The organism is Aquabacterium sp. (assembly GCF_021768455.1).
Classification (GTDB): Bacteria; Pseudomonadota; Gammaproteobacteria; order Burkholderiales; family Burkholderiaceae_C; genus Aquabacterium.
Window position 1 is genome coordinate 1 of record NZ_JAIZVX010000054.1, and the last position, 24,438, is coordinate 24,438.

Genomic DNA, 24,438 nt, shown 5'->3' on the forward strand with positions numbered 1-24,438 from the left:
GGCATGCTGGGCCGTCGCAATCGTTGGCTGCGCTCCGAAACCTTATCGAAACACCCGCGCCAGAGTGCGAAGGTGTTGGCTAAGAAGGCCGGTATAGGACGGGCCGATGTCCAGCACTTGGCAAGCAGCGGATCAATACCCGTGCATGCGGTTCAGCACGGTTCTGGGCGCGTCACTCGGGCCTTCGCTGCGGACGCAGATCATCAGATTCAAAAGATGAAGCAAGACCGGGTGACCTTGCGGCAAGCGTCATCCATTCTTTGCATTGGCCGGTGGCGAGTGCGAGAACTCATTGACGCTGGGCTTGTTCATACCTGGATCGACCGACGCCGAGCGAATGCTGCAACCTGGTGGCTATCCAGGTCCGACGTCATGAGGTTGGCTGCGCTGGGTGAACCAGCGGCAGCCGGCCAAGACAGCATGTCTTGTCGCGTGCCAGTCAGGATGATCCTCAAAGCATGGCGATTGCAGCCAGGTGAATTCCCTGCACTGGTTCATGCAATGGTGAACAAGACGCTGGCAGTACAAAGACCAGCGAGCGATTCGCCAAACCTTGGTCGCGCGGAGCTGCACGCCAAGGAGTTGAGGGCGTGGTTGAGCGATCTGCGCAGAACCCATGAGGCATGGTTGTCTGTCGATGAAGCGGCCCGGCGATTGGGGTTGAAACAACAAGTCACTTACGAGCTGGTCGCAAGAGGGTTGATTGCATCCGTTTTGCTCGGGCGGTGCCGTCGCGTCACGCCTCAGGCGATCGAATGCTTCCGTACGACGTATGTGTCCTTGTCTGAGATTGCGGCCACGCATTGCATGGCACCGCGTCGGATGCTTGCGTTGCTGGCGTGCCAACCGACTTGTGGTCCGGGGGTGGATGGTGCTCGCCAGTACTTCTATCGGCGCGACGACCTTGTGCCCGTGTTGGGCCCTCTCCTAGAGAAAGGAATCCGGCCATGATGAAGGCACAGATCAAGACGATCGATGGCATGCAGGTCGTGGTGCTGCCTGCTGGCACGGAGATGCGCAGTGGTGAGGTGTTTATCCGTTGCGATCCCAACAGCGGCGATCTTGTGTTGTCCAGTCATCCTGCGTCATGGGACGGCTTCTTTGACCAGGATCGGGCGGACGAGATCCCGCAAGACTTCATGACGAGTCAGGATCGGTTCGGCGGCGAGTCGACGTGCACCTCCATTGAGTCGCTTGCAGCCGCTTGGCAAAGGGTCGCAAGTGAGGCGGACTTCCCGGCAGATTTCGATGGCCGTCCGACGCCAGAGGTACACCGGGCGACGGAGGCTTTGGATCAGTTGCTGCGGGAGCATTTGGTCACCACAAATGATCGGCGCGTATTTGCCCTGATGCACTTGCTGGGCCTTGCCGCGCTGCGCATGGAGCAAGTGATTTGGCCCGCCAACTATGAGCGGCTTCGTCGAGAAATCGAGAAGGCTGTGCGTGAAGAAGGGGCGGGGGAGTGAAGAAATGGACATCGATGACCTGCCCCCTTCTGATCTGTCCAAGCTGCGCGACGAAGTTTTGGTCAGGCCCGCGGAATTTGCGCTACCAAGTCATCTCTCTGATCATTGGCTGCAACTGATATGTCGTGATCTCGACGCGCTGGCTGGGGAGAGTGATATTCAACTGCGAAATCCTGCGGCAGCACCTTTGGCTTTGATCTTGCACATTTTGTCGAGCCGCGTTCGAGGCTCACCTGTGACTCTCTCTATGCAGGCGCTGCATCGGTGCTATGTTGACTATCGCATCGAAATCGCTCTGGAAATGGTGCGCCGCCAGGCGGGCATTGGAATCGAGCCAGCGACGATATTGACAATTTTCACGGACCGGGAGGTTGCGATCTCCGACGGCGCGGTGAGGGAGCAGATTTAGTCTCTGCGGGTGCTGGCACCGCATGATTATCGGTGGACCCATCCTGCGTTTTGCTTTCGGCCGTGTAGAGCTTCTTTCGTAAGCGATTTGCGGCTTGTGCGGAAATGGCGGCGCCGAGATTGGTAAACGCGAAGATTAGCGCGATGGCAATGCCAACAATGCCTGTCCAAGCTTGAAACTCGACGGTCTGTTTGACCAGGGGTTTTAGCCCATCGTTTTTCAGTGCATCGCAAATCACCTCGGTCTCGGACTGGCTGAAGCCCGTGATCCGAGCCAACACACTCCTATTTGATGCGCACTGGTCCTGCCTGAATGTCCAGCCTTCAAAGGGGGCCTTGACCGTCACTGCATCTGTCTTGAACCAGACCTTTGAGGCTCGCATTTGCAGATAGGCGTCGTGAGAGCCCGCAAGCGGGCCAAGACCCATGATGACGATCATGGCCAATGTGGCCAACCCAAGGTGGCTAGGCACGTAGTGTTTCGGTGGCTGCCGGATCATTTCTTTCGAGGTGGTGTCGATCCACTTCCGCATGGTTTGCAGCTTCGACATGCCGACGCGATGAGTCGCCATCCAGGCAATGAGCTCTCGCATTTCGTTCATTGTTTCCACCTTCAGGCGGTAGATGAATTGAAATTTTTCGATATCTCGGCTCTCTTGCAGGAGCGCCTTAAGTACCGGGTCGTGCACATCTGCTTTGCCTGCGATCAGGCGCCAGATGCGGTCGAGAACGCTGTGAATTGAGCCGGCTCGCCACCAGAAAAATGCGAGCGCAAGTAGCCCGGCAAGGGCAATGGATGCCCGGGAGAAGAGCGGGCTTTGTACGAATGAAGATAGCGATTCCATGCCAGCGAGTCCTTGAGCGCGTTGGGTCTACAAGTCAGGTTTTCTTGGATGGGCTGCTGTCACGGACGGTCGCAGCCCATGCCGTTACATCTACCTGCTCAGATGATCTTGCAGTCGGAGCCGCACTCGCTTTGTGCCAAAAGGTTGTCGTTCCATTTGCCGTCTGCATGAGTGCGCAGATATGGCGCCTTGCCAGCCTCGCGCACGACACCGATGTAGATGCGCTTTCCAGAGGCTTTGTCCACCGTGTAGAACGCCTCCGCCTTTGAGTCGATGCGTGCGACCGCCGCCTCACGCGTGAGACGCCACTTGTTACCGGTGTGCCCAATGTGCGTGATGTGTTCGTGCTGGCTGTTGCGGTTCGGCTTGTTCACGCAGTTCACTTCGTACTCTTTCACTTCCAATCCTTTCAAAGTTTATGCATCAATCGAAATGATGCGATGCAGAGCGCAATGTAATTGCTTTTAAAGGCGCATGCAAGCAAAATTCAGCATCAACGCGATTTATGCACAATGAACTGGATCTTAAAGAGTCTGGCGGACGTACAAGCAGGCCACCCTTTCCGAGGCAGCGTGCCCCTCGTGGAGACTGGCAACGCGTTTGCTTTGCAGATGCGCGATCTCAGCCCAAACGGCGAAGTAGCCTGGGACGGGCTCGTTCGCACCGAGGTCGATGCCGGCAAACCCGTGCAATGGTTGGAGCCTGGCGACGTCGTGTTTGTCGCCCGTGGCGCACGCAACTACGCCGTTTGCCTGCGCGACGTGCCCAAGCCCACGGTGTGTTCCCCCACTTTTTTCTTGATTCGCATCAAGTCGCCGACGCTGCTGCCCGAGTTCCTGGCCTGGCAAATCAACCGGGCGCCGGCTCAGCGCTACCTGGCCAGTAATGCCGAGGGCTCTGACCAGCTCAGCATCCGCCGCCCTGTGCTGGAAGCTCTGCCTCTGGCTTTACCGCCGCTTCAACAGCAACACCTGGTTGTGTCACTGGCCGAAGCAGCCACGCACGAAGAGCGTCAGCTCCATGCCCTGATCCGCAACCGCCAGCAGCAGCTCGACGCGCTGGCACTCGCCCTGTTTTCCGACGAATCCCACGCCAACTGACCCATGACCGCTACGCCCATCCAGCAAGATTCCATCAACGCAGCCGTCTGGAGCGCCTGCGACACCTTCCGTGGCACGGTGGACCCGAGCATCTACAAGGACTACGTCCTGACCATGCTTTTCCTGAAGTACATCTCCGATGTCTGGCAGGACCACTATGACCGCTACAAGGCTGAGCATGGTGACCACCCGGCGCTGATTGAAGAGCTGCTGAAGAACGAGCGCTTTGTCCTGCCCCGCAGCGCCAACTTCTATGCCTTGCATGATGTCCGCCATCAGCCCGGCAACGGGGAGCGCATCGACAAGGCCTTGCACGCCATCGAAGAGGCCAACCTGGCGAAGCTGCGAGATGTGTTCCAGGACATCAGCTTCAATTCGACCAAACTAGGCGACGAGGCCCAGAAGAACGACATCCTGCGCCACCTGCTGGAAGACTTCGCCAAGCCCGAGCTCGATCTGCGTGAGAGCCGGGTAGGCACCCTGGACGTGATCGGCAACGCCTATGAGTTCCTGATCAAGAACTTCGCCTCGACCAGCGGCAAGAAGGCCGGCGAGTTCTACACACCGCCCGAAGTGTCCCAACTCATGGCCCGCCTGATGGCGCCGCAGGAAGGGGAGGAAATCTGTGACCCAACCTGCGGCTCGGGTTCCCTGCTGATGAAGTGTGGTCAGCTGATTCGCGCCAAGGCGGGTAGCCGCAAATACGCACTGTTTGGGCAAGAGGCCATCGGCAGCACCTGGGCCCTGGCCAAGATGAACATGTTCCTGCATGCCGAGGACAATCACCGCATCGAATGGGGCGACACACTGCGCAACCCCAAGCTGCTTGATGGCAAGGGCTTGCTCAAGCACTTTGACATCGTCGTGGCCAACCCGCCGTTTTCGCTGGAAAAGTGGGGGCACGAGGCCGCCTCGGATGACCCGTACAAGCGGTTCCGCCGTGGCGTGCCCCCGCGCACCAAGGCCGACTACGCCTTCATCCTGCACATGGTCGAAACCATGAAGCCCGGCACGGGCCGCATGGCAGTGGTGGTGCCGCATGGCGTGCTCTTCCGTGGCGCTGCCGAAGGCAAGATCCGTCAAAAGCTGATCGAAGAGAACCTCCTCGATGTGGTCATCGGCCTGCCTGAGAAGCTGTTCTATGGCACGGGCATTCCTGCCGCCATCCTGGTGCTGCGCAAGAAGAAGGCCGATGACAAGGTGCTCTTCATCGATGCCAGCCGCGATTACCAAGACGGCAAGAACCAGAACGTCCTGCGCCCGCGGGACCTGGATCGCATCGAGCAAACCGTGCGCGCACGGCAGAGCGTTGAAAAGTACGCCTACCTGGCCAGCCCGGCCGAGATGGCCGAGAACGAGTTCAACCTCAACATTCCGCGCTATGTGGACACCTTCGAAGAGGCCGAGGCCATCGACCTGAAGGCCGTGCGCGAAGAACGACTGAAGCTCAAAGCCGAGCTGGCAGTGCTGGAGGAAAAGATGGCCAGCTACTTGAAGGAGCTTGGCTATGAGTGAGCCGACGCCTCGCGCCGAACTGGTGCTCTATGCCACCGAGGATGGCTCGGCGCAGTTCTTCCTGCGCGCCGAGGATGGCTCCGTCTGGCTCAGCCAGGCCGAACTGGCTGAGCTCTTTCAAACATCCACACCGAACATCAACATTCATATCAAAAACGTGCTGGATGAAGGGGAGTTGACCGAAGTTCGAACTGTTAAAGATGACTTAATAGTTCAAACCGAGGGCAGCCGCCAAGTCCGCCGAACGGTCAAGCTGTACAACCTCGACATGATCCTGGCCATCGGCTACCGGGTGAAGTCACCACGCGGCACCCAGTTCCGCCAGTGGGCCACCACCCACCTCAAGGAGTACCTGATCAAGGGCTTCGTCATGGATGACGAGCGCCTGAAGGGCGGCGACCGCTGGGATTACTTCGACGAACTGCTTCAACGCATCCGAGACATACGGTCGTCGGAAAAGCGCTTTTACCAAAAGGTGCGTGACCTGTTTGCGCTGTCGGTGGACTACGCGGACGATGGGCAGGCCACCGGCCTCTTCTTCGCTGAAGTGCAGAACAAGATGTTCTTCGCGGTGACCGGCCACACGGCTGCTGAGTTGATCGTGCAGCGAGCCGACCCCACTCAGCCCAACATGGCGCTCACGTCGTGGAAGGGCGGTCGTGTGCGCAAGGGCGATGTGACCGTGGCCAAAAACTACCTGAACACCGAAGAGCTGGACCAGCTCAACCGCATCGTCAGCATGTTCCTGGACTTTGCCGAGCTGCGCACCATGCAGCGCAAAGACCTGCGCATGGCCGACTGGCGCGCCTATGTGGACAGCTTCATGACCTTCAACGAACAGGCCGTGCTACAGGGCCCAGGTCGCATGAGCCATCAAGCCATGACGACGATTGCGCACGAACGCTATGAGCAGTTTGACGCAGCACGGCGTCAGGCGGAAGCGCTGGAGGCCGATCGCGCAGAGATGAGAGAGCTGGAGCAGGTTGAAAAGCACCTCAGCATCAGGCGCAAAAATATCAAGGGGAGTTCGTCATGACTAATCGAGACACGAACAGACCAGACGGCAAAGTGATTCCATTTCCTGCCGCACATTTGCCTCATATCGGTGTGGCAGCAACTTGTGGTCTCGGCAACAAGGTCACCGGCTCGCGTACAGACATTTGGTTCTGTCCTGCTTATGGACTTAACAGCCAGCCCTTGACCTTGTATGTGAAGGTAGGCCTCTCGGCACGAGCCATCATGGTGGAAACACTGGCTGCTCAAGTGGCACAAGCTGTTGGGCTGCCAACGCCAGATCCCTACCTCGTGACGGTCAAGCCTTCTCATGTTGGGCAACAGGGCGCAAAGAACTTGATTGCGTTTGCAACACTGGATGTGTCCACCCGCGCCATGGCCCGTCCCGCGCGCAGCTTGGATCAACTTTTCACCTTGCTTGAGAAGCTCAAGCTCTCAGACTCTGCCTGTGCGTTTGACGAGTGGATTGCCAACGACGTTCGCAGCCCCAGCGACATCCTGATTTGTCCAGAGGCCCGCCTCTATCTGATAGACCACGAGGCAGCCATGGCAGAGTCCTTGCATCCAGACCAAGGCGTGACCAATTGGCTGGCGGGGCAATTGATGCAAGGCCTCTCCGATACGGAGAGGGTGTTGCTGTTGCGCCGACTGCGTGGCCGCTTGGCGGCCTTTAGGCGTGTGACGTTTGATGGCTCGCCCCTTGCGGTTGGCTACCTGCAGGATGGCGTGGCCAACTACCAGACCTTGGTTTCATTCCTGGTGGACCGACTAGAACACCTTGATCGACTGCTGTCGCAACGCATCATTCCTGAGCAAATGTACTTGAGCCCTGAGCCCGTCTCTCGTCCTGAGGGCGAGAAAGGACAAGCATGATTCCCATCGAACTACCGGATTTCCAGGCCACATGGTGGCCCGTTCGAATGGAAACCATTCCGGGGAGTGGTGAGGCCATCACCGTGGCTGTCATAGTCCGAGCACAAAGCGGACAAACGCAAGTTCGTCAAGGTGTGGCACCGGCCGTAATAAGTGGTTTGTTCGGGACCGCTGGCAAAGGTGTGGCATCCATGGTGGGTGCCACGGTGATCGATCTGCAAAAGCAACTTGACCAAGGCATATCGGTCGAAGACCTGAGCATGCCCTTCGGGGGCTTTGAGATCCATTCGCCCCGAGACGGCGTCGCCAGGGACATCAACGAGGTGTTTGACATGGCCGTCAGGCTCTCTGCTGTCTTTGGGCAATCCAACTTCGGTACCAGGGAAGAAGTCGAGGGCGCAACCAAGCGGGCATTCGATGACTGGGCCGAGCAGATCCGCACCGACTTGCTGAGCATGCAAACAGCACAGATTACCCAAATGCTCCAGCCAGAGGAGTTCAATGTCCGCATCAAGCTGAGCAACAAGGCTGTTCGCATCGGCTTCTTGAGGCAGCACTACGCCGCAAACTTTGGTGTGATGCGGCCAGGACACACCTCGGGTGACACACGTTCACTTAAGGTCAAGGTGTTTGATCTGGAGGCTGTTCGGCGCGACCAGATCCACCCGCTTGACAACACCGAAGTGCTGGTGGGATGTCCGCCTGTCGAGACCATCGGTTACCTGCCACGGCGAGAACGAGAAAGCTTCATGAACTCTTTGGAGTTCTTAGAGACCGAAGCCAGAGCTCGCTCAGTGACATTCAAGCGCTTCTCGTCGCCGCATGAAGCTGCACAACATTTGGCCAGTCAGGTGCTGCATGCTGCCTAAAGGATGGAAACAGGTACCTCTGCATACCGTCGCAGAAGTTCGCACAGGGCTGTCAAAAAACGCGCGGCGTGAGGGTGCAACTCTGAAACGGCCTTATCTCAGAGTGGCAAACGTTCAAGACGGCGCATTGGACCTGTCGGACGTTCAAGAGATTGACGTACCAGCTAGTCAAACCTCGCGATACACCCTGCAGGCAGGTGACCTGCTACTGATCGAAGGCAATGGAAATCCTGAAAACCTCGGCCGTGGCTGCTTATGGCACGGACAAATTGCCGAGGCTGTTCACCAGAACCATGTCTTTGCTGTGCGAACGCATAAGGATGAGGGGTTGTTGCCGGAGTTCTTGGCGTTATTGGTTCAATGCCGATACGGTCGTGACTATTTCCTTTCTTGCGCTAAAGGGTCGACTGGTCTTGCATCGTTGAACTCCACGCAGCTGAAAGGTTTCCCTGTCATTCTTCCTCCGTTTGAAGAGCAGATCCGTATTGCGCGGGTGATTGACACATGGGGTGCGGCCATAGTTGCGACCGAACGCTACCTCGCCAATAGCCTCAGGCAGAGGGATGCTCTGGCAGATTGGCTGCTCGGAGGAAAGCAACGGCTATCCGGTCATGCAACAAAGAGGAAGAGCTATCGCCTTGGTGCCTTGTTCGACGAACGTGTTGAGGTCAATCGCCCTGACCTGCGCTTGCTTTCTATCACCCGAGAAGAAGGTGTCATCCCCCGCGATGATGTCGGCCGCAAAGACACATCCAATGAAGACAAGTCCAAGTACTTGCGGGTCTGTCCGGGAGACATTGCTTACAACACCATGCGCATGTGGCAGGGTGTGTCAGCACTCTCCCCGCACGAGGGGATCGTCAGTCCGGCGTACACGGTTGTCAGGCCCAAGGCGCAGTTGATCGATGCACAGTTCGCCGCGTACCTGTTCAAGTACAGACCGGTCGTCTTTCTCTTCTATAGATATTCACAGGGCCTGGTGTCAGACACGTGGAATCTCAAGTTCCACCACTTCAGCGAGATCAAAGTGGAGATCCCTGAACTGAGCGAGCAGATTGCGATCGCCAATGTGCTCAAAGCCGCGGACGAAGAGATTGCCGCGCTGGAAAAACACTTGGACTGTCTGCGCGAAGAAAAACGTGCCCTCATGGCGGATCTGCTGACCGGCAAACGTCGCGTGCGTGTGTCTAGCTCGATGGCAGAGTCGGAGGCCGCATGAGCGCCCTCCCTCAAACCCGCGAGCAATACAGCGCTCACATTCCGGCGCTGCACCTGCTCGTCAACCTGGGCTGGAGTTTCCTGACCACGGCCCAGGCGCTGGCCTTGCGCGGCAGCACACGCGAGGTCATTCTCAAGGCGCGCCTGATCGAGGTGCTGCAATCCCGGCGCTTTGACTACAAGGGCGAATGGTTCCCGCTCTCGCCCAGCGGTATCGACCAGATCCTGCGCCAGGTGCAGGCGGTGAACCTGACCGAGGGCCTGTTGTCGGCCAACGAGCGTGTCTACCAGATGTTCACGCTGGGCGTGACCGTCACCGAGTTCATGCCCGATGGCAAGAAGCACCAGCCGACCATTGCCCTGGTGGATTGGAGCGATGCGACCGCCAACCGCTGGGACGTAACCGAAGAGTTGGAGGTGCTGTCCACCCACGGCACGCACCACCGTGTGCCCGATCTGGTGGCCTATGTGAATGGCTTGCCTTTGGTGGTCATCGAGGCCAAGCGCCCCGACGCCACGCATGTGGGGCAGGCTATGGTCGACGAAGGTATCAGCCAGCAGCTGCGCAATCAGCGGCCTGACGAGATTCCGCAGCTCTTTGCTTATGCCCAGTTGCTGCTGGCCGTGAGCCACACTGAAGGGCGTTATGGCACCACCAGTACGCCCATGAAGTTCTGGGCACGCTGGCGCGAAGAACAGTTTAGTGATGCACAGCTGAGCGAGTGGAAGAACCGGCCACTCAGCGCCGACGCAGAGGCGACATTGCTGGCAGGCAAGCCCGCCAAGCTTCAAACCTACTTCCGCCAACTATGGGCGCAGCCGCTGCTCCCGACCGACCAAGACCGCCTGCTGGCAGCCTTGCTTCACCCGCAGCGCTTGTTGGAGTACCTGCGTCTGTTTGTCTTGTTTGATCGCAAGGCAGGCAAGGTGGTGGCCCGCTACCAGCAGTTCTTTGGCATTCGGGCCTTGCTGGAGCGCATCAACCAGCGCAAGCCAGATGGCGGGCGCGAAGGCGGTGTGGTGTGGCACACCACGGGCTCTGGCAAGAGCTTCACCATGGTCTTCCTGACCAAAGCACTGGTGTTGCACCAGAACACCCAGGCCTGCCGTGTGGTGGTGGTGACCGACCGGTTGGATCTGGAAGATCAATTGGCGCGCAATTTCATGAACAGCGGTGCCTTTGGCTCAGCCGTGGCCACCAAGAAGGATGGAGAGAAGGCCAAGGTGGGTTCGGGCCGCGAGCTGGCCAAGAGCATTGGTCAAGGTTCCGAGCGCATCATCTTCACCCTGATCCACAAGTTCGCCACAGCCTCCAAACTGCCCGAGTGCTACAACCCATCGGCAGACATGATCGTGCTGGTGGACGAGGGCCACCGCAGCCACGGCGGCGAAACCCATGAGCGCATGCGCAAAGCTTTACCGCGTGCGGCCTATGTGGCTTTCACCGGCACGCCCTTGCTGAAGAAGGACAAGACGGCCAACAAGTTCGGCCCCATCGTGCATGCCTACACCATGCAGCGCGCTGTGGAAGATGGCACCGTGGCACCGCTGCTGTACGAAGAGCGCGTGCCAGAGCTGACGATCAATGAAGAGGCCGTCAACCGCTGGTTTGACCGCATCACAGCGGGTCTGAACCCAGAGCAGGCGGCCGACCTCAAGCGCAAGTTCGCCAACAAACAAGCCGTCTATGGCGCAGCGAACCGCATCGAACTCATCGCCTGGGACATCGCCCAACATTTCAACGAGAACATCAAGAAGCTTGGGCAAGGCCTCAAAGGTCAGGTGGCCACGGCGAGCAAGCTTGAAGCTATTCGCTACAAGCAATACCTCGACGACACAGGGCTGGTGAGTAGTGCCGTCATCATTTCTGCACCTGACAGCCGTGAAGGCAACACTGAGGTTGATGAGAGCAAGCTGCCCGAAGTTCAGAAGTGGTGGAACACCCACGTCGGCAAAAACGCCGAGGGCTATGAACAGCAGGTACTGCAGGACTTCGGCAGTGATGGCGAGCCAGATCTGCTGATCGTGGTAGACCGATTGCTGACAGGCTTTGACGAGCCGCGCAACACGGTGCTCTACATCGACAAGCCGTTGAAGGAACACAACCTGATCCAGGCTGTGGCACGCGTGAACCGCCTGCACGAGGCCAAACGCTATGGTGTGCTGGTGGATTACCGAGGCATCTTGAAAGAGCTGGACACGGCCGTGCGTGCTTATCAAGATTTGGAGAGCCGCACGCAAGGCGGCTACGAACTGGCAGACATCGAGGGGCTCTATCAGCAGATGAGCACCGAGTACAAGCGCTTGCCTGGCCTGCACGATGAGCTGTGGGCGATCTTCGCCGAGGTGCAGAACAAGCAGGACCTGGAGCAGTACAGGCAGCTGCTGATGCCGCGCTACGCGGAGGATGAAGACGGCCAGACCTACGACACACGTCAGAAAGTTCGTGACGACTTCTACAGTGCACTGACCGCCTTCGGCCTTTGTCTGCAGACTGCTTTGTCTTCACGAAGTTTCTTCGAGGACCACAGCTTCTCCGAGGCGGACGTTCATCGATACAAGGAAGACCTGCGCTTCTTCACCAGCCTGCGCACGATCGCTCGCCAGGATGCGTTGGAGACCGTTGACTACAGCGTCTATGAAGAACAGATCCGCCGCCTGGTCGATAAGCAAGTGATCGGCAGCCAAGTTCGTGAACCAGAGGGGGTTTATCTGGTTCATCAGCTCGGGCAGCCTGAGGCAGCCGAGCAATGGAGCGAAGAGAAAACGCGCAACGAGACGGACATGATCCGTACGCGTCTGAAAAAGACCATCGAGCAAGATCTGGCCGACGACCCCTACGCGCAAAAAGTGTTCGCCGATTTGCTGAAGCAGGCGATCGCCGAAGCTGAAGCCATGTTCGATCACCCGTTGAAGCAGTACGCCTTGTTCAAGAAGTTCGAAGAGCAGGTGGATGCGCGAGACGTTGGCGGGCTGCCGGCAGAGCTAAGTGGGAGCAAGCACGTTCGCGCGTACTTTGGTATCTGCCGTTTGGTGCTTGGCGAGGAAGCGTTCGCACAAGCGGATCAAGCGGTATGGGTTGGGCAAGCCCAAGAAATTGATGCTGTGGTGCAGCAGGCTGTGGCTGAGCATTCACTGAACCCTCAGAACATTGAGGCAGCCATCCGCAAGGCATTGCTCCCCAAGCTCTTCGGATTGATGGGGCTAGACAAGGCCAAGGAAGCCATCGATCAAGTGATTCAAGTCACTCGAGTTGGTCTGGCTCGTGGCGGGGTGTGAAGTGACGCAACACGCCGTGGCGTATGGAGATCAGCAGATACGCTTTTCTTTGAGGCATCTCCCGCGCCCGGCACGGCGCGTATCGATCCATGTCACCCCGGAAGGTGCAGTACAGGTGGACGCGCCTGAGGGGGTGACGCTGCCAGAGGTCAAGCAAGCCGTGCGGCAACGTGCTGCTTGGGTTTGGCAGCAACTGCAAGCAGTGGAGGCACGCAGACTTCACGTCCTTCCCCGCGAGTACGTCAGCGGTGAGACACACTTCTATCTCGGTCGGCGTCACATGCTGAAGGTCTTGCCAGCCGAAGGTGTCGAACCGGGTGTGCGCCTATGGCGCGGCCGATTGGAGATTACAAATTCGAGCGCAGGCGCCTTGGCTGTGCGCAAACTGCTAGACGATTGGTACCGGCAGCGTGCCGCAGATGTCTTTGCCAAGGTGCTCTTGGAGATGGTGCCGCGTCTTGGACTGCGCCGAACGCTGCCTCCCATGCGCCTTCTGTCTATGCGAACTCAGTGGGGCAGTTGCTCTCCTAAAGGCGAAATCGTGCTCAATCCCCATCTGGTGAAGGCGCCCAGGCCATGTATCGAGTACGTGGTTGCTCACGAACTGTGTCACCTCCGGGAGCACAACCACAGTGACCGTTTCTACAGGCACCTGGCTCGAGCCTTGCCGGATTGGGAGGCTCGCAAGGTGGAGCTCGATGACTTGGCCGAACTCTTGCTCAACCGGTGATACGCTCTCTCGGTGTTTAGGAAAGCGCAGCTTTCACCGCATTGCATGTATTGCGGCACGGCATTCGGAGCTTTGCAATTTTGGTGGCACGAAGTCCCACGGGCAGTGCCATCAATTTTGAAAAATCCCTTTGGCTTCACATGCGTGCTTTTCATGTTTTGTGGCACACGACAGATGTTGTCGGGTGACAGATAAATTGAAATCTGCGCCACGGTGGTGAAAAACTGCTGACGACTGTAGTGAAAACGCCCGGGGAACCGGGCGTTTTGCTTTTTGGTAAATGACCTGGAACGGTACTTGGTCAAGGCAAGCTGGCTTGCTTGTGATGTCTGCTCTGCAGCGATTGCTGTCATCCGAGCTGCGACGAAGAGCGCCCGCCATCCAGGCAGAAGTGATCATCCGAAAGCGGATTAACTCAAGGTGTTGTCGTGCTTCGTGGCGGAAAGTCGCCTGTAAAGACCCAGTGCAGTACCACCAGACCGACCTGGACGACGCAGTAAGATCTATCTCTAATCGATGGCATTTAGGTCTCGTTCGACGTTGTCAGCTAGCGAGCCAACTCCTCGCCAGCAGATTGCCGCGTCCATGACAATGATGTCGGTGCGCCTAGAATAAACTACACATACCTAGGCCCTAAAAGCCACTGCACCCATGACGGCAGCATGTACCTGGGAGACAATGAACCAAGAGCAGGCGACAAACCATTCGTTCCTCAAGACGCACGACGCCCTGCTCGTGCGCCTTGGAATGTTGGCCTACCGCTATTCAGCTGACAGTCCGAATACCTGCGTACTTGAGTTCCAGCAACTCGCTGAATCGCTCACACAGCTTGATGACTCGCGGTTCTCGACCGCAGCTTAGATGTCGCCGTTGCTGCACGCATTCTCCGGAAGTCTTCTCTCGTCTACCCTTTGGCGCGACGGAGTCCTGCATCTGCCCAAGCCGCTCGTAAATGCGCACCGGGACTACCTGAGGGAGAACGGCTGGCAGGACAAGTATGACCCTGCTGGTTCCGCAGGCACAATCGGCGGGGCCTCTACTGAGGAAGCGTGCGACCATGTGGTCAATCGATTTCTGAACTCGGCTGCTCGCATGCAGTATGTCTGCTCAGACCCAAAAGACGAGCAAGCCGACGTTCGCGATGCAGTACTGGACCAGCTCGCAGAGGGGCGCATCCACGTCATTGACCTTGCCGCAGGGAATGGAGCAGGAACCATCAGCATGCTGTCGCTGATCTGCGAACTGCGCCGGACGGGCTCGATTCCGACTCTGCCGCTCAACGTCAGCATCTCGGCGATCGATTTCTCACCGGCGTCGCTGAACCACTTCGCTGCCTTACTGCATAAGCTTTCTCCTTGGCTTGCCAGCGCCGGAATCGTTGTCGAACTCAACCTCTGCCACTGCGACTTGACTGTCCTGGGGGACTTTAGCGAGACGCTAGACGGCTTCTTTACGCATGCCCGTGAGCGAGACGTACGCCGTTTCCTATGTGTGATCTCGGCCATCTCCGGCGCCAAGAAAGAAGGGGTCGAACCGATGATCGACTCGCTCAAGCATGCAGCAGCTGGTCTAAGCCATAGCAAGCGAAGTAGTACGTGGTTGTGGGTTGAGCCGCATGTCGGTAAATCGTGGTTCACTACTCTGGCCGATGCGATTCAGCTGACACTTAAAAAGATCAAGCATAGGTTCTCGCCCAAGGGCGACTCCTTCTCGCTCACGACGGACGTCCCCATGCTGAAGGACCCTCCGACCCGTTCCTTTCAGTGGAGCGATCCGCACAATGGCAAGTCAGCGACTAGTCGTGTCGTCGTCCTCGCATTCAAGAATCGATGACCATGTTTGGAACAGACCAGACGCTCCTAATACGGTCGCTGAATGCAACAAGGCTCAGCTACTTTCCAACCTACGTCGGGCTGCGTCTCATGGCGAAGCAACTTCCGTCGACCGAAAATTCGTACTTGCGGCGGGCGGTGGAGCGTCGCTTATCGGTGGGCGACCACTGGAGCTTTCGGCACTTTGAGTACTTCAAGTCGATGGGTCAGACAAGCGGGCAGGAGGTGCCGGAGTACAGGAGCTGCTTCGCCCCTAGTCCGATTGCTGCCTTCGCGGAGGCTTTTGTCTTGGCGCAGCTGGCATCGATGCCCAGTTTTGCGCCACCTGCCCGCGCATATAGCTACCTGTGGCCCAAGTCGGAGTGGTCCGGATCCAGCTACGAATTCTTCGCGGAGGGCTACAAGCGCAGGAACATCGAGGTGGCTGCCGCATTGATGCGCCCGGGGACCGTCGCTGTGGTCACCGACCTGAAGGGGTTCTATCCGTCAATCCGACGTGACAGCGTGATGAAAGAGATGGGGGCGCGCCTCAGGTCTCAGAATCACATCAATAGCCTCGAACCCGACGCTGTCGAGAGTTTCTACTTGCAGCTTTTCGAAGTTGGCGGCGGTGGCTTGCCAATCGGCCCCGCCTCAGCACATGTGCTCGGACACCTCGCGCTGACTGAGGTTGATCGAGACTTAACCTGCGCCTATGGGACGGGCTACTTTCGCTACGTCGATGACATCATCGTCGTGTGTGACGCTGTCAACGCCGAGGCGACAAAGAAGCGGATAGCCGATTGTGCGAGTTCGCAGGGGTACGTCTTGAACACCGACAAGTCGGTCGTCATGTCGGCGGAGGAGTGGGACTCAAGCGTCCTTCGGTTGGACATTTCGGGCCGCGATGACTTTCGACGCTATACACAAGACTTGGCGGCCTACTTGGCGCTGCATCCTGATCGGGGAAGCGAGTTGGGCGCTTTGCTATCCGAGGCCGGGATGTCTATTCCAGTTCAGCGCCTCACTGCTCTCTCGACCTATTCTCGGTTCCGATATTTCCTAGGTCGACGCAAAGCGCCCGGCGGCCTGCCGCAGGCTTTGGGTCTAGTCTTTGCCGGAAATACCGACTTCGTAGAACGGGCGATGCAGTTGAAGCGGGATTACGAGCAATCCCTTCATGATCTCTTGCAAGATCGGTCGGCGAAGGGCCCCGAACTGCGCCGCTGGCATGTTCAACGAATTCGGCGCGTCGTCAACACGCTCTTTTACCTGCGGAGATTTTCTGAGTGGAAGTCGAACTCAGGAGTCTTCGAAGCCGTTCCCGAGCTAGTCGAACAACGATCTTTAGCAGTTGCCTTAGCCTCTGGCAATGTGACTCCCATCCTTCCGTTTTTCCCTCGCGGCCCTGCGGCCTTCTCTGAACTTTGGTCGGAGCACGGCGAGGGAACAGCGGCAGTCGACCCAGCCACAAAGTTGACGACCGCAGCTCTAGATTCCCTTGCGACCCTCAGCCTGACTGGCACTTTACCGCCGGAGGCGATTGCAGTGGTCGGTGAAGGAGAGCGCGTTCGACTGCTTCAAGTTATCAAGGGGCGTGAATCGCTCGCTCGATCCAATCCCGACCTTTCTTACGAAGACGAGTTCGAAGCCCTCGGACTAGGCGTTACGCATGATGCAATGTCGACTTTGGCACGAACGCGATATGCACACGGGGAAGGGGCCAACTTGGATGCACTGTCCTTACTCAGCTCGGAGTACAGAAGCTGATGAAGTCGTTCTGCAATCGCGACAGGAAGTATGGTTCTGCTCTAGGGGCAGCTTCCAGGCCAGCAGCAGATGGCTAGAAGTTCATTGGGAGAGACCGCAATCAGCCTGAAGCAGTCAACGCAATCGCCTGACACGAAGCCATTTGCGAACTGTCCCGGTTTTCGCCATCTCAACCTATCGACCCACACTGGTGGCACCAGGAAACCGATTCAAGCGTTGCCATCCAAATTGACAACGCATCAAGCCGCCATCGCCTCCTCGTCCAGCGGTTCGCTCAGGCTCATGTCGCCCCGCCCGAAGAGCTTGTAGACCTGCCCGCGCAGCCACACCACGGCCGGGTCCTGGTGCGAGCGGCGGTGCCAGAACTGGTGCACCGAGATCACCGGCGCCTGGATGGGCAGGGGCACCACGTGCACCGGCGCATAGGCCGTGAAGATGCGGGCCAGGTCGGCGGGCACGGTGCCCACCAGGTCGCTCGATGCGATGACCGGTAACAGGCTCATGAAATGAGACAGCTCCAGCACCACGTCGCGGCGCACGTCGGTGCGGGCCAGGTGCTGCTCCAGCACGTGTTCGCGGCCATCGGGGCGCACCACCACGTGCTTGAGTGACAGGAATTCGTCCAGGCTCAAGGACGCCTGGCCGGCCAGGGGGTGGGCCTGCCGCATCACGCACACGTGGCGGTTCTCGAAGAGCTTTTGCTGGAAGAAGCCGGCGCCGCGCAGGTCCGGGTAGTAGCCGATGGCCAGGTCGGCGTGGCCGTCGGCCAGGGCCGCAGCCGCCGTGCCCCGGGGGCGCGAGATCACCTTGAGCCGCACGCCCGGCGCCACCGCTGTGAGGTGGGCCGACAGTGGCGGCACGAAGAGCATCTCGCCGATGTCGGGCGTGATGATGGTGAAGGTGCGCTCGCTGAGCTGCGGGTCGAAGCCGCCGGGCAGCAGCACCTCGGTGCGGATGGTCTGCACCACGCGGCGCACCGGCTCGGCCAGCAGCTCGGCGCGGGTGGTGGGCAGCATGTGCGCGCCGGACTTGATGAACAGCGCGTCGTCGAAGGTGGCGCGCAGCCGCGCCAGGGCCGCGCTCATGGCGGGCTGGCTCAGGCCAATGGCCTCGCCGGCCTTGGTGACGCTGCGGTGTTCCAGCATGGCGTCAAAGGCGAGCAGCAGGTTGAGGTCAACGTGGCGGATGTCCATCAAGGGGCGATCATGCCCATCACCAGCGGGTTTGGGGCATTTGAATCGTGGATGTTTTGAATCCATCAAATGCTATGGATGGATGCGGTCCGGCTCCATAGAATTTTCCCGTAGACCCTGAGCCGGTCTGTCCGCATACCCACAACGCCACCCGCGCCGGAGACCACAAGCCATGAGCACCTTGACCCTGAGCCAGGCCAACGCCTTGCTGAGCGCCGCCTTGCAGGCCGCGCGCCGTGCCGGTCACCGGCCCATGTCGGTGGTGGTGGTGGACGAGGCGGGCCACCTCAAGGCGATGCAGCGCGAAGACGGCGCCAGCATGTTCCGCGCCGACATTGCCCTGGGCAAGGCCTGGGCCGCCGTGGGCATGGGCGCCAACAGCCGCGTGCTGGCCGAGCGGGCGCAGGGCAACCCCAACTTCTTTCAGGCGCTGGCGGCCACGGGCCAGGGTCGCTTCATCCCGCAGACCGGCGCGCTGTTGATCCGCGATGCGCAAGGCCAGCTGCTGGGCGCCGTGGGGGCATCCGGCGGCACGGGCGACGAGGACGAGGCCATCTGCCAGGCGGGCATCGAGGCCGTGGGCCTGAGCCCGGGCTGATCGCCCCCGCGCCGGCAGACCGCCTGCACGGCGCCACGGTGGCCTGACCGCCTCAGGCCCACCTCCATCACCACACACCATGAGCTTGATGCGCTGCACCTGCGGCGGCATCGACGTGCACGCGCACGTCGTGCCGGCGCACTTCCCCGCCTGCCTGAACGCGGTCGTGCCCCCGGGCTGGCCCAGCACCACCGACGCGCCCCCGCAAGGCGGCCTGTGCCACCGCCACGTGCTGGTGGGCGGCCAGCATTACCGCACCGTCAACGAACGCTGCTGGAGCGCGCCCCGCCGCCTGGCCGAGCTGCCCGCCATGGGCCTGGCCCACCAGGTGGTCTCGCCCATGCCCGAGCTGCTGAGCTACTGGTTGCCGCTGGCCCCGGCGCGCCAGCTGATCCGCTACCTCAACGACACCACGGCGGGGCTGTGCGCCGAATCCGGCGGTGTGCTCAAGGGCCTGGCCGCCGTGCCCCTGCAGGATGTGGACGCCGCCATCGACGAGCTGCGCCACGCCATCGATCACCTGGGCCTGGTGGGCGTGGAGGTGGGCAGCAACGTCAACGGCGTGCCAGTGGGTCACCCCAGCCTGCGCCCCTTCTTCGAGGCCTGCGAGGCGATGGACGTGCCCGTCTTCGTGCACGCGCTCAAGCCCGCCGGCATGGACCGCCTGGTGGGCCCCGCACCGCTGCAGCAGGTGCTGGCCTACCCCACCGACGTGGGCCTGGCCGCCGCGTCCGTCATCACCGGTGGGCTGCTGCAGGCCTGCCCGCGCCTGCGCATCGCCTTCAGCCATGGCGGCGGCACGCTGGCCTCGCTGCTGCCGCGCCTGCAGCAGGGCTGGCACACCTTCCCGGCCTTGCGCGATCAGCTGCCCGAAGCCCCCCGCGACACCGCCCGCAGCCTGTTCTACGACACCCTGGTCTTTGACCAGCCCACGCTGGACCACCTGCTGGCCACCTTTGGCGACAGCCAGCTGCTGCTGGGCACGGACTACCCCTTCAACTTTCAGGAAGCCGAGCCCGTGGCCCGCGTGCAGGCCCTGGGCTTGAGCGCGTCCCGGACGGAGGCCCTGGTGGCGGGCAATGCGCGCCGCTTCCTGGGCCCGCGTGGGGGACTGGGCTGAACCTGCCCATGCCCCCACCGGTATGCGAACCGCATCCCAACCGCATCCGATTTGCGCCCCACATGAACACCCCATCGACCGAGGAGACCCCATGAGTTCACCCTGGATCCAGGCCCTGCGCAGCGTGGCCCTCAACGTGCCCGACCTGGCGCGTGCCGAGGCCTTCTACACCACCACCTGGCGACTGCAGGTCGTGGCCCGCAGCGACGACGCCCTGTACCTGCGCGGCAGCGGCGCCGACCACCACCTGCTGTCGCTGCACGCGGCCGATGGCGTCAGCATCCGCCATGTGAGCCTGCGGGCCCGCAGCGCCGAAGCGCTGGTGGCCATCGCCCAGGCCACGGAGGCCGCAGGCGGCCGCGTGCTGCATGCGCCCCGTGGCTCCAAAGACCCGGCCGGTGGCCTGGCCCTGCGCATCGCCGACCCGCACGGCCGCGTCTTCCACATCGTGCATGGCGACGCGCTGTACGACGACACCCCCGAGCTGCCCGACACCCCCATCCGCCTCGCCCACGCGGTGCTCAACAGCCACGCCGTGGCCGACACCCAGGCCTTCATGGAACGCGCCCTGGGCTTCACCCTGAGCGACCGCACCCGGATCATGGCCTTCATGAACTGCGACCGTGACCACCACACGATCGCGCTGGGCGACACCGACAACGACGCGCTCAACCACATCGCCTTCCTGATGCCCGCCATCGACGACGTGATGCGCGGCGGCGGCCGCATGCGCGATGCCGGCTTCCCCATCGCCTGGGGCCCCGGCCGACACGGGCCCGGCGACAACGTCTTCAACTATTTCATCGGGCCGTTTGGCGAGGTCATCGAATACACGACCGAAGTCGAACAGATCGACGACAGCTACCGCGCCGGCGGCCCCGGCGACTGGACCTGGCCGCCCGGCCGTGTCGACCAATGGGGCATCGCCCCGCCCGTGGCCGAGCTCAAGGCCGCGCAACGCAGCGTCTTCTTTGCCCCGGTCTGACCGGGCCTCACCGCCACCTCCATTTCACAAGGACACCACCATGCGATTCACCACCTACCTGCGCCAGGGCCAAGCCGACGTTCAAGCCCGCCTGGGCCTGATCGATGGCGACCAGCTCATCGACCTCCACGACGCCCAGCCCCAGGTCCCGCCCTGCCTGCGCAGCGCCCTGGCCGCCGGCATCGACCTGCAGGCCGCCGCCCAGGCCGCCCTGCGCAGCGATGCGCCCCGCCTGCCCCTGGCCAGCGTGCAACTGGCCCCGCTGCTGCCCGAGCCCGGCAAGGTCATCTGCCTGGGCCTGAACTACTTCGACCACGCCAAGGAAAGCGGCCGCGAAAAGCCCGAGTACCCCTGGTTCTTCTTCCGTGGCAAGAGCTCGCTGATGGCGCACGGTGATGCCGGCCAGCTGCCCAAGGTCTCAGAGAAGTTCGACTACGAAGGCGAGCTGGCGCTGGTGATCGGCAGCAAGGTGCCGCGCCACGCTGGCCAGGACGAGGTGCTGCAGCACGTCTTCGGCTACACCTGCTTCAATGACATGTCGGTGCGCGACTACCAGAAGCGCACGCCGCAATGGACCATCGGCAAGAACTTCGACGCCACCGGCGGCTTCGGCCCCGTGCTGGTGACGGCCGACGAGCTGCCCCCCGGTGCCAGCGGCCTGCGCCTGCAGACCCGCCTCAACGGCCAGACCATGCAGGACGCCAACACGCGCGACATGATCTGGTCGGTGACCGAGACCCTGTCGCTGCTGTCCGACTGCCTGACCCTGGAGCCCGGCGACGTCGTGGTGATGGGCACGCCGGCCGGTGTGGGCCAGTCGCGCACCCCGCCCGTGTGGATGAAGGACGGCGACACCGTTGAAGTGCAGATCGACGGCATCGGCACCCTGGTCAACCCCATCCGCCGCGAGGAGTAAGCACCATGAGCGACACCGTCTACGACGTCGCCATCACGGGCTTCGGCCCGGCTGGTGCGGTGGCCGCGGCCCTGTTGGGCCAGGCCGGTTTGCGCGTGTGGGTGGGCGACCGCCTGCCCGATGTCTACGAGATCCCGCGCGCCATCGCGCTGGACCACGAGGTCATGCGCGTGTTCCAGCAGATCGGCGTGGTGGACGCCATCGCCGCGCACTTCGAGCCCTTCACGCCTTCCGAGTACCGGGGCGTGGACGGCCAGCTGATCCGCCGCATGACCATGGTGGCCCCGCCCTACCCCCAGGGGTACACGCCTTCGCTGGTCTTCACCCAGCCGCCGGTCGAACGCGCCCTGCGTGCCCGCGTGGCCCAGCTGCCCAACGTGACCGTGGCGCTGAGCACCGAAGTGAAGCAGCTCACGCAAGACGCCGATGGCGTCACGCTGGACACCACGGCCGCCGATGGCACGGCCCAGCGCATCCGCGCCCAATGGGCACTGGCCTGTGATGGCGGCGCCAGCGGCCTGCGCGCTCAACTGGGCGTCGACCTCATCGACCTGGACTTCGACGAGCCCTGGCTGGTGGTGGACGTGCGCTGCAACGAACGCGGCCTGGCCAGGCTGCCGCAGACCAGCGTGCAGTACTGCGAGCCCGATCGCCCCTGCACCTACGTCATCGGCCCCGGCAACCACCGCCGCTGGGAGATCTCGCTCAAGCCCGGCGAAGACCCCAAGGAAGCCGCCACGCCCGAGCGCACCTGGGCCCTGCTGTCGCGCTGGCTCACCCCCGAAGACGGCGAGCTGTGGCGCCAGTCCAGCTACCGCTTCCATGCGCTGGTGGCCTCGCGCTGGCGCGTGGGCCGTGCCTTCCTGGCTGGCGACAGCGCCCACATGCAGCCGCCCTTCCTGGGCCAGGGCATGTGCCAGGGCGTGCGCGACGTGGCCAACCTGTGCTGGAAGCTCATCAGCGTGGTGCAAGGCCAGGTTCAGGGCGATGCCGCCGAGCGCCTGCTCGACAGCTACGGCGCCGAACGCCAGGCCCATGTGCGCGAGCTGACCACGCGCATCAAGGCCGTGGGCGCGGTGATCTGCGAGCGAGACGTGGCCAAGGCCCGCGAGCGCGATGCCCGCATGCTGGCCGAATGCGGCGGTGTGGTGAAAGACACCCCGCGCCAGGACGTGCTGCCCCGCCTGGAGCTGGGTTGCCTGTCGACGCTGGACACCCCGGGCCGCGGCAAGCTCTTCCCGCAACCGTGGTTGCAAGGCGCCGATGGCCAGCGCACCCGCATGGACACGGCGCTGGGCCATGGCTGGCGTCTGGTGCTGGCCACCGACGCGCCCGAGCTGCCGGCAGACGCGGCCCTCATCAGCCCGCCACAGCTCACCACGCTGCACCTGGCCAGCACGCCCGAAGCCGAAGGCGTGGTGCAGGCCTGGTGCGCGCAACACGGCTGCCGCGCCGCCCTGCTGCGGCCCGATCACCACGTGTTCGGCACCGCCAGCGACACCACGCAGCTACAGTCGCTGCTGCACGAGGCCGCAACGTGGTGGGCCTGAACCCCCAGCACCCCGGAGGTGAACGATGACCGCCCCTGACCTCGACTTTGCCCGGCGCCTGCGCGACGTGGGCAACGACCTGCCCGCCGTGGCGGCCCTGTACGAGCCCCTGCTGGCCCAACAGGACCGCAGCGGCGTGCGCGTGCACACCGAGCTGCCCTATGGCCCCCACACCCGCCACCGGCTGGACGTCTACCAGCCCGAAGGCCCGGCACCGGCGGGCGGCTGGCCGGTGCTGGTCTTCCTGCATGGCGGCGGCTTCATCCGCGGCCACAAGGGCCACCGCGCCAACCTGGGCGTGTTCATGGCGCAGCAAGGCTTTGTGGCCGTGCTGCCCAACTACCGCCTGGCCCCCGATGAACACTGGCCCTGCGGCCCGCAGGACGTGGCCGCCGTGTGGCAATGGCTGCGGCGCCATGGTCCGCAATGGGGCGGCGATGCGCAGCGCGTGGTGCTGATGGGCGAATCGGCCGGTGCGGCCCACGTGGCCGCCGCCACCCTGATGAGGCGCTTGCAGCCCGAGGGCTGGCGCATCGCCGGTGCGGTGCTGCTGTCCGGCCCGTACAACGCGCGGCTGGAGGGCTTGTCGCGGCCGCAGTTCGGCATCGCCACGCCCGACCCGCGCAACGAGGCCTACTTCGGCCCCGACCCCGCAGCCTGGGACGCGGCCAGCATCGTCGACCACATCGATGCCGCGCCGCTGCCCTTGTGGATCAGCTGGACGGAATGGGACCTGCTGCAGATGCAGGTGCAGGCCGGTGAGCTGTTCGCGCGGCTGGTGAGCCGCCATGGCTTCCAGCCTCGATTGACCGTGCTGCCGCAGCACAACCACTTCTCGCAGGGCTACACCTTCGGCACCGCAGACACCACGCTGAGCGCGCCGCTGCTGGCCTTCCTGCGCGAGATCACCCAGGCCTGATCGGGCCTTTGGGCCATCCATGGCCGGGGTCACAGGCCATCGCGCCTGTCCCCGCGCCTCATGGATTACCCGCAATGCCGCAGCCCGCGGCATCGCCTCTCCCAGGGAGATCGCCCTGCATTTGCGCGGTGGATTTTCCTTATTCGGTTCACGCTCTGGAGCGATACCCACCCGCTCCCTAGACTGCCCCACGAACAGAGATTGATCCAGCGCAAACGGATCAGCACGAGGAGACCCCCATGGCACAAAGCCCGTCACC

At 61.6% G+C, this 24,438-nt stretch carries 22 protein-coding genes; 19 read left to right on the forward strand and 3 right to left on the reverse strand.

What is annotated here, in order from left to right; translation table 11 throughout:
• The 3 genes from QZ994_RS09050 to QZ994_RS09060 all read left to right on the forward strand — a co-directional run.
• Positions 1 to 951, forward strand: a 951-nt coding sequence (locus tag QZ994_RS09050; RefSeq protein WP_290871108.1) for a helix-turn-helix domain-containing protein, incomplete at its 5' end; no start/stop codon positions are given.
• Positions 948 to 1,466, forward strand: coding sequence for a hypothetical protein (locus QZ994_RS09055; RefSeq protein ID WP_290871109.1), 519 nt, complete (start codon positions 948 to 950; stop codon positions 1,464 to 1,466). The genes QZ994_RS09050 and QZ994_RS09055, both read left to right, overlap by 4 nt.
• A 4-nt stretch (positions 1,467 to 1,470) precedes the next feature.
• Positions 1,471 to 1,875, forward strand: coding sequence for a hypothetical protein (locus QZ994_RS09060; protein ID WP_290871110.1), 405 nt, complete (start codon positions 1,471 to 1,473; stop codon positions 1,873 to 1,875).
• Here QZ994_RS09060 and QZ994_RS09065 read toward each other — a convergent pair.
• Together QZ994_RS09065 and QZ994_RS09070 are read right to left on the reverse strand one after the other, a co-directional pair.
• The gene (locus tag QZ994_RS09065; RefSeq protein ID WP_290871111.1) at positions 1,823 to 2,719 is read right to left on the reverse strand and encodes a DUF6216 family protein; all 897 of its coding nucleotides are present in this window, start codon (positions 2,717 to 2,719) and stop codon (positions 1,823 to 1,825) included. The genes QZ994_RS09060 and QZ994_RS09065 overlap by 53 nt on opposite strands.
• Positions 2,720 to 2,817: 98 nt before the next feature.
• Positions 2,818 to 3,117, reverse strand: a complete 300-nt coding sequence (locus tag QZ994_RS09070; RefSeq protein WP_290871112.1) for a DUF3892 domain-containing protein — start codon at positions 3,115 to 3,117, stop codon at positions 2,818 to 2,820.
• A gap of 213 nt (positions 3,118 to 3,330) precedes the next feature.
• Between QZ994_RS09070 and QZ994_RS09075 the strand changes: the two genes are divergently transcribed.
• The 10 genes from QZ994_RS09075 (at position 3,331) to QZ994_RS09120 (ending at position 16,898) form a co-directional block, all read left to right on the forward strand.
• Entirely contained in the window at positions 3,331 to 3,819 is a 489-nt protein-coding gene (locus QZ994_RS09075) for a restriction endonuclease subunit S (RefSeq protein WP_290871113.1), read from the forward strand.
• Between the two features lie 3 nt (positions 3,820 to 3,822).
• Positions 3,823 to 5,334, forward strand: coding sequence for a type I restriction-modification system subunit M (locus tag QZ994_RS09080; RefSeq protein WP_290871114.1), 1,512 nt, complete (start codon positions 3,823 to 3,825; stop codon positions 5,332 to 5,334).
• A 22-nt stretch (positions 5,335 to 5,356) separates the two neighbouring features.
• Positions 5,357 to 6,370, forward strand: a complete 1,014-nt coding sequence (locus QZ994_RS09085) for a virulence RhuM family protein (RefSeq protein ID WP_290871115.1) — start codon at positions 5,357 to 5,359, stop codon at positions 6,368 to 6,370.
• Positions 6,367 to 7,221: a HipA family kinase gene (locus tag QZ994_RS09090; RefSeq protein WP_290871116.1), complete on the forward strand. Its 855-nt coding sequence runs from the start codon at positions 6,367 to 6,369 to the stop codon at positions 7,219 to 7,221. The genes QZ994_RS09085 and QZ994_RS09090 overlap by 4 nt, the downstream gene beginning before the upstream one ends.
• Positions 7,218 to 8,090, forward strand: coding sequence for a hypothetical protein (locus QZ994_RS09095; RefSeq protein ID WP_290871117.1), 873 nt, complete (start codon positions 7,218 to 7,220; stop codon positions 8,088 to 8,090). The genes QZ994_RS09090 and QZ994_RS09095 overlap by 4 nt, the downstream gene beginning before the upstream one ends.
• Positions 8,044 to 9,309: a restriction endonuclease subunit S gene (locus QZ994_RS09100; protein WP_290871118.1), complete on the forward strand. Its 1,266-nt coding sequence runs from the start codon at positions 8,044 to 8,046 to the stop codon at positions 9,307 to 9,309. Before QZ994_RS09095 ends, QZ994_RS09100 begins: the two co-directional genes overlap by 47 nt.
• Positions 9,306 to 12,587 (forward strand): type I restriction endonuclease subunit R, encoded by a 3,282-nt coding sequence (locus QZ994_RS09105; RefSeq protein WP_290871119.1) that lies wholly within the window; start codon positions 9,306 to 9,308, stop codon positions 12,585 to 12,587. Before QZ994_RS09100 ends, QZ994_RS09105 begins: the two co-directional genes overlap by 4 nt.
• A gap of 16 nt (positions 12,588 to 12,603) precedes the next feature.
• On the forward strand, positions 12,604 to 13,317 hold the full coding sequence (locus QZ994_RS09110; protein ID WP_290871129.1) for a M48 family metallopeptidase: 714 nt from the start codon (positions 12,604 to 12,606) through the stop codon (positions 13,315 to 13,317).
• 861 nt (positions 13,318 to 14,178) lie between these two features.
• Positions 14,179 to 15,150, forward strand: a complete 972-nt coding sequence (locus tag QZ994_RS09115; protein WP_290871120.1) for a hypothetical protein — start codon at positions 14,179 to 14,181, stop codon at positions 15,148 to 15,150.
• 89 nt (positions 15,151 to 15,239) lie between these two features.
• On the forward strand, positions 15,240 to 16,898 hold the full coding sequence (locus QZ994_RS09120) for an RNA-directed DNA polymerase (RefSeq protein ID WP_290871121.1): 1,659 nt from the start codon (positions 15,240 to 15,242) through the stop codon (positions 16,896 to 16,898).
• Between the two features lie 239 nt (positions 16,899 to 17,137).
• On the opposite strand, the gene QZ994_RS09125 is transcribed toward QZ994_RS09120, so the two are convergent.
• Positions 17,138 to 18,091, reverse strand: a complete 954-nt coding sequence (locus QZ994_RS09125; protein ID WP_290871122.1) for a LysR family transcriptional regulator — start codon at positions 18,089 to 18,091, stop codon at positions 17,138 to 17,140.
• Positions 18,092 to 18,263: 172 nt separating this feature from the next.
• Here QZ994_RS09125 and QZ994_RS09130 point away from each other — a divergent pair, with 172 nt between their 5' ends.
• The 6 genes from QZ994_RS09130 to QZ994_RS09155 all read left to right on the forward strand — a co-directional run bounded on the left by QZ994_RS09130 (position 18,264) and on the right by QZ994_RS09155 (position 24,179).
• Positions 18,264 to 18,689 carry a heme-binding protein gene (locus QZ994_RS09130; protein WP_290871123.1) on the forward strand — a complete coding sequence of 142 codons (426 nt, stop codon included), beginning with the start codon at positions 18,264 to 18,266 and terminating at the stop codon, positions 18,687 to 18,689.
• Positions 18,690 to 18,768: 79 nt separating this feature from the next.
• Positions 18,769 to 19,809 carry an amidohydrolase family protein gene (locus tag QZ994_RS09135; RefSeq protein WP_290871124.1) on the forward strand — a complete coding sequence of 347 codons (1,041 nt, stop codon included), beginning with the start codon at positions 18,769 to 18,771 and terminating at the stop codon, positions 19,807 to 19,809.
• Positions 19,810 to 19,900: 91 nt separating this feature from the next.
• Positions 19,901 to 20,794, forward strand: coding sequence for a VOC family protein (locus QZ994_RS09140; RefSeq protein ID WP_290871125.1), 894 nt, complete (start codon positions 19,901 to 19,903; stop codon positions 20,792 to 20,794).
• Positions 20,795 to 20,834: 40 nt separating this feature from the next.
• Positions 20,835 to 21,710: a fumarylacetoacetate hydrolase family protein gene (locus tag QZ994_RS09145; RefSeq protein ID WP_290871126.1), complete on the forward strand. Its 876-nt coding sequence runs from the start codon at positions 20,835 to 20,837 to the stop codon at positions 21,708 to 21,710.
• Between the two features lie 5 nt (positions 21,711 to 21,715).
• Complete coding sequence (locus tag QZ994_RS09150; RefSeq protein ID WP_290871127.1) at positions 21,716 to 23,260, forward strand: bifunctional 3-(3-hydroxy-phenyl)propionate/3-hydroxycinnamic acid hydroxylase; 1,545 nt, start codon at positions 21,716 to 21,718, stop codon at positions 23,258 to 23,260.
• Positions 23,261 to 23,285: 25 nt separating this feature from the next.
• Complete coding sequence (locus QZ994_RS09155; RefSeq protein ID WP_290871128.1) at positions 23,286 to 24,179, forward strand: alpha/beta hydrolase; 894 nt, start codon at positions 23,286 to 23,288, stop codon at positions 24,177 to 24,179.
• Positions 24,180 to 24,438: the final 259 nt, after the last annotated feature.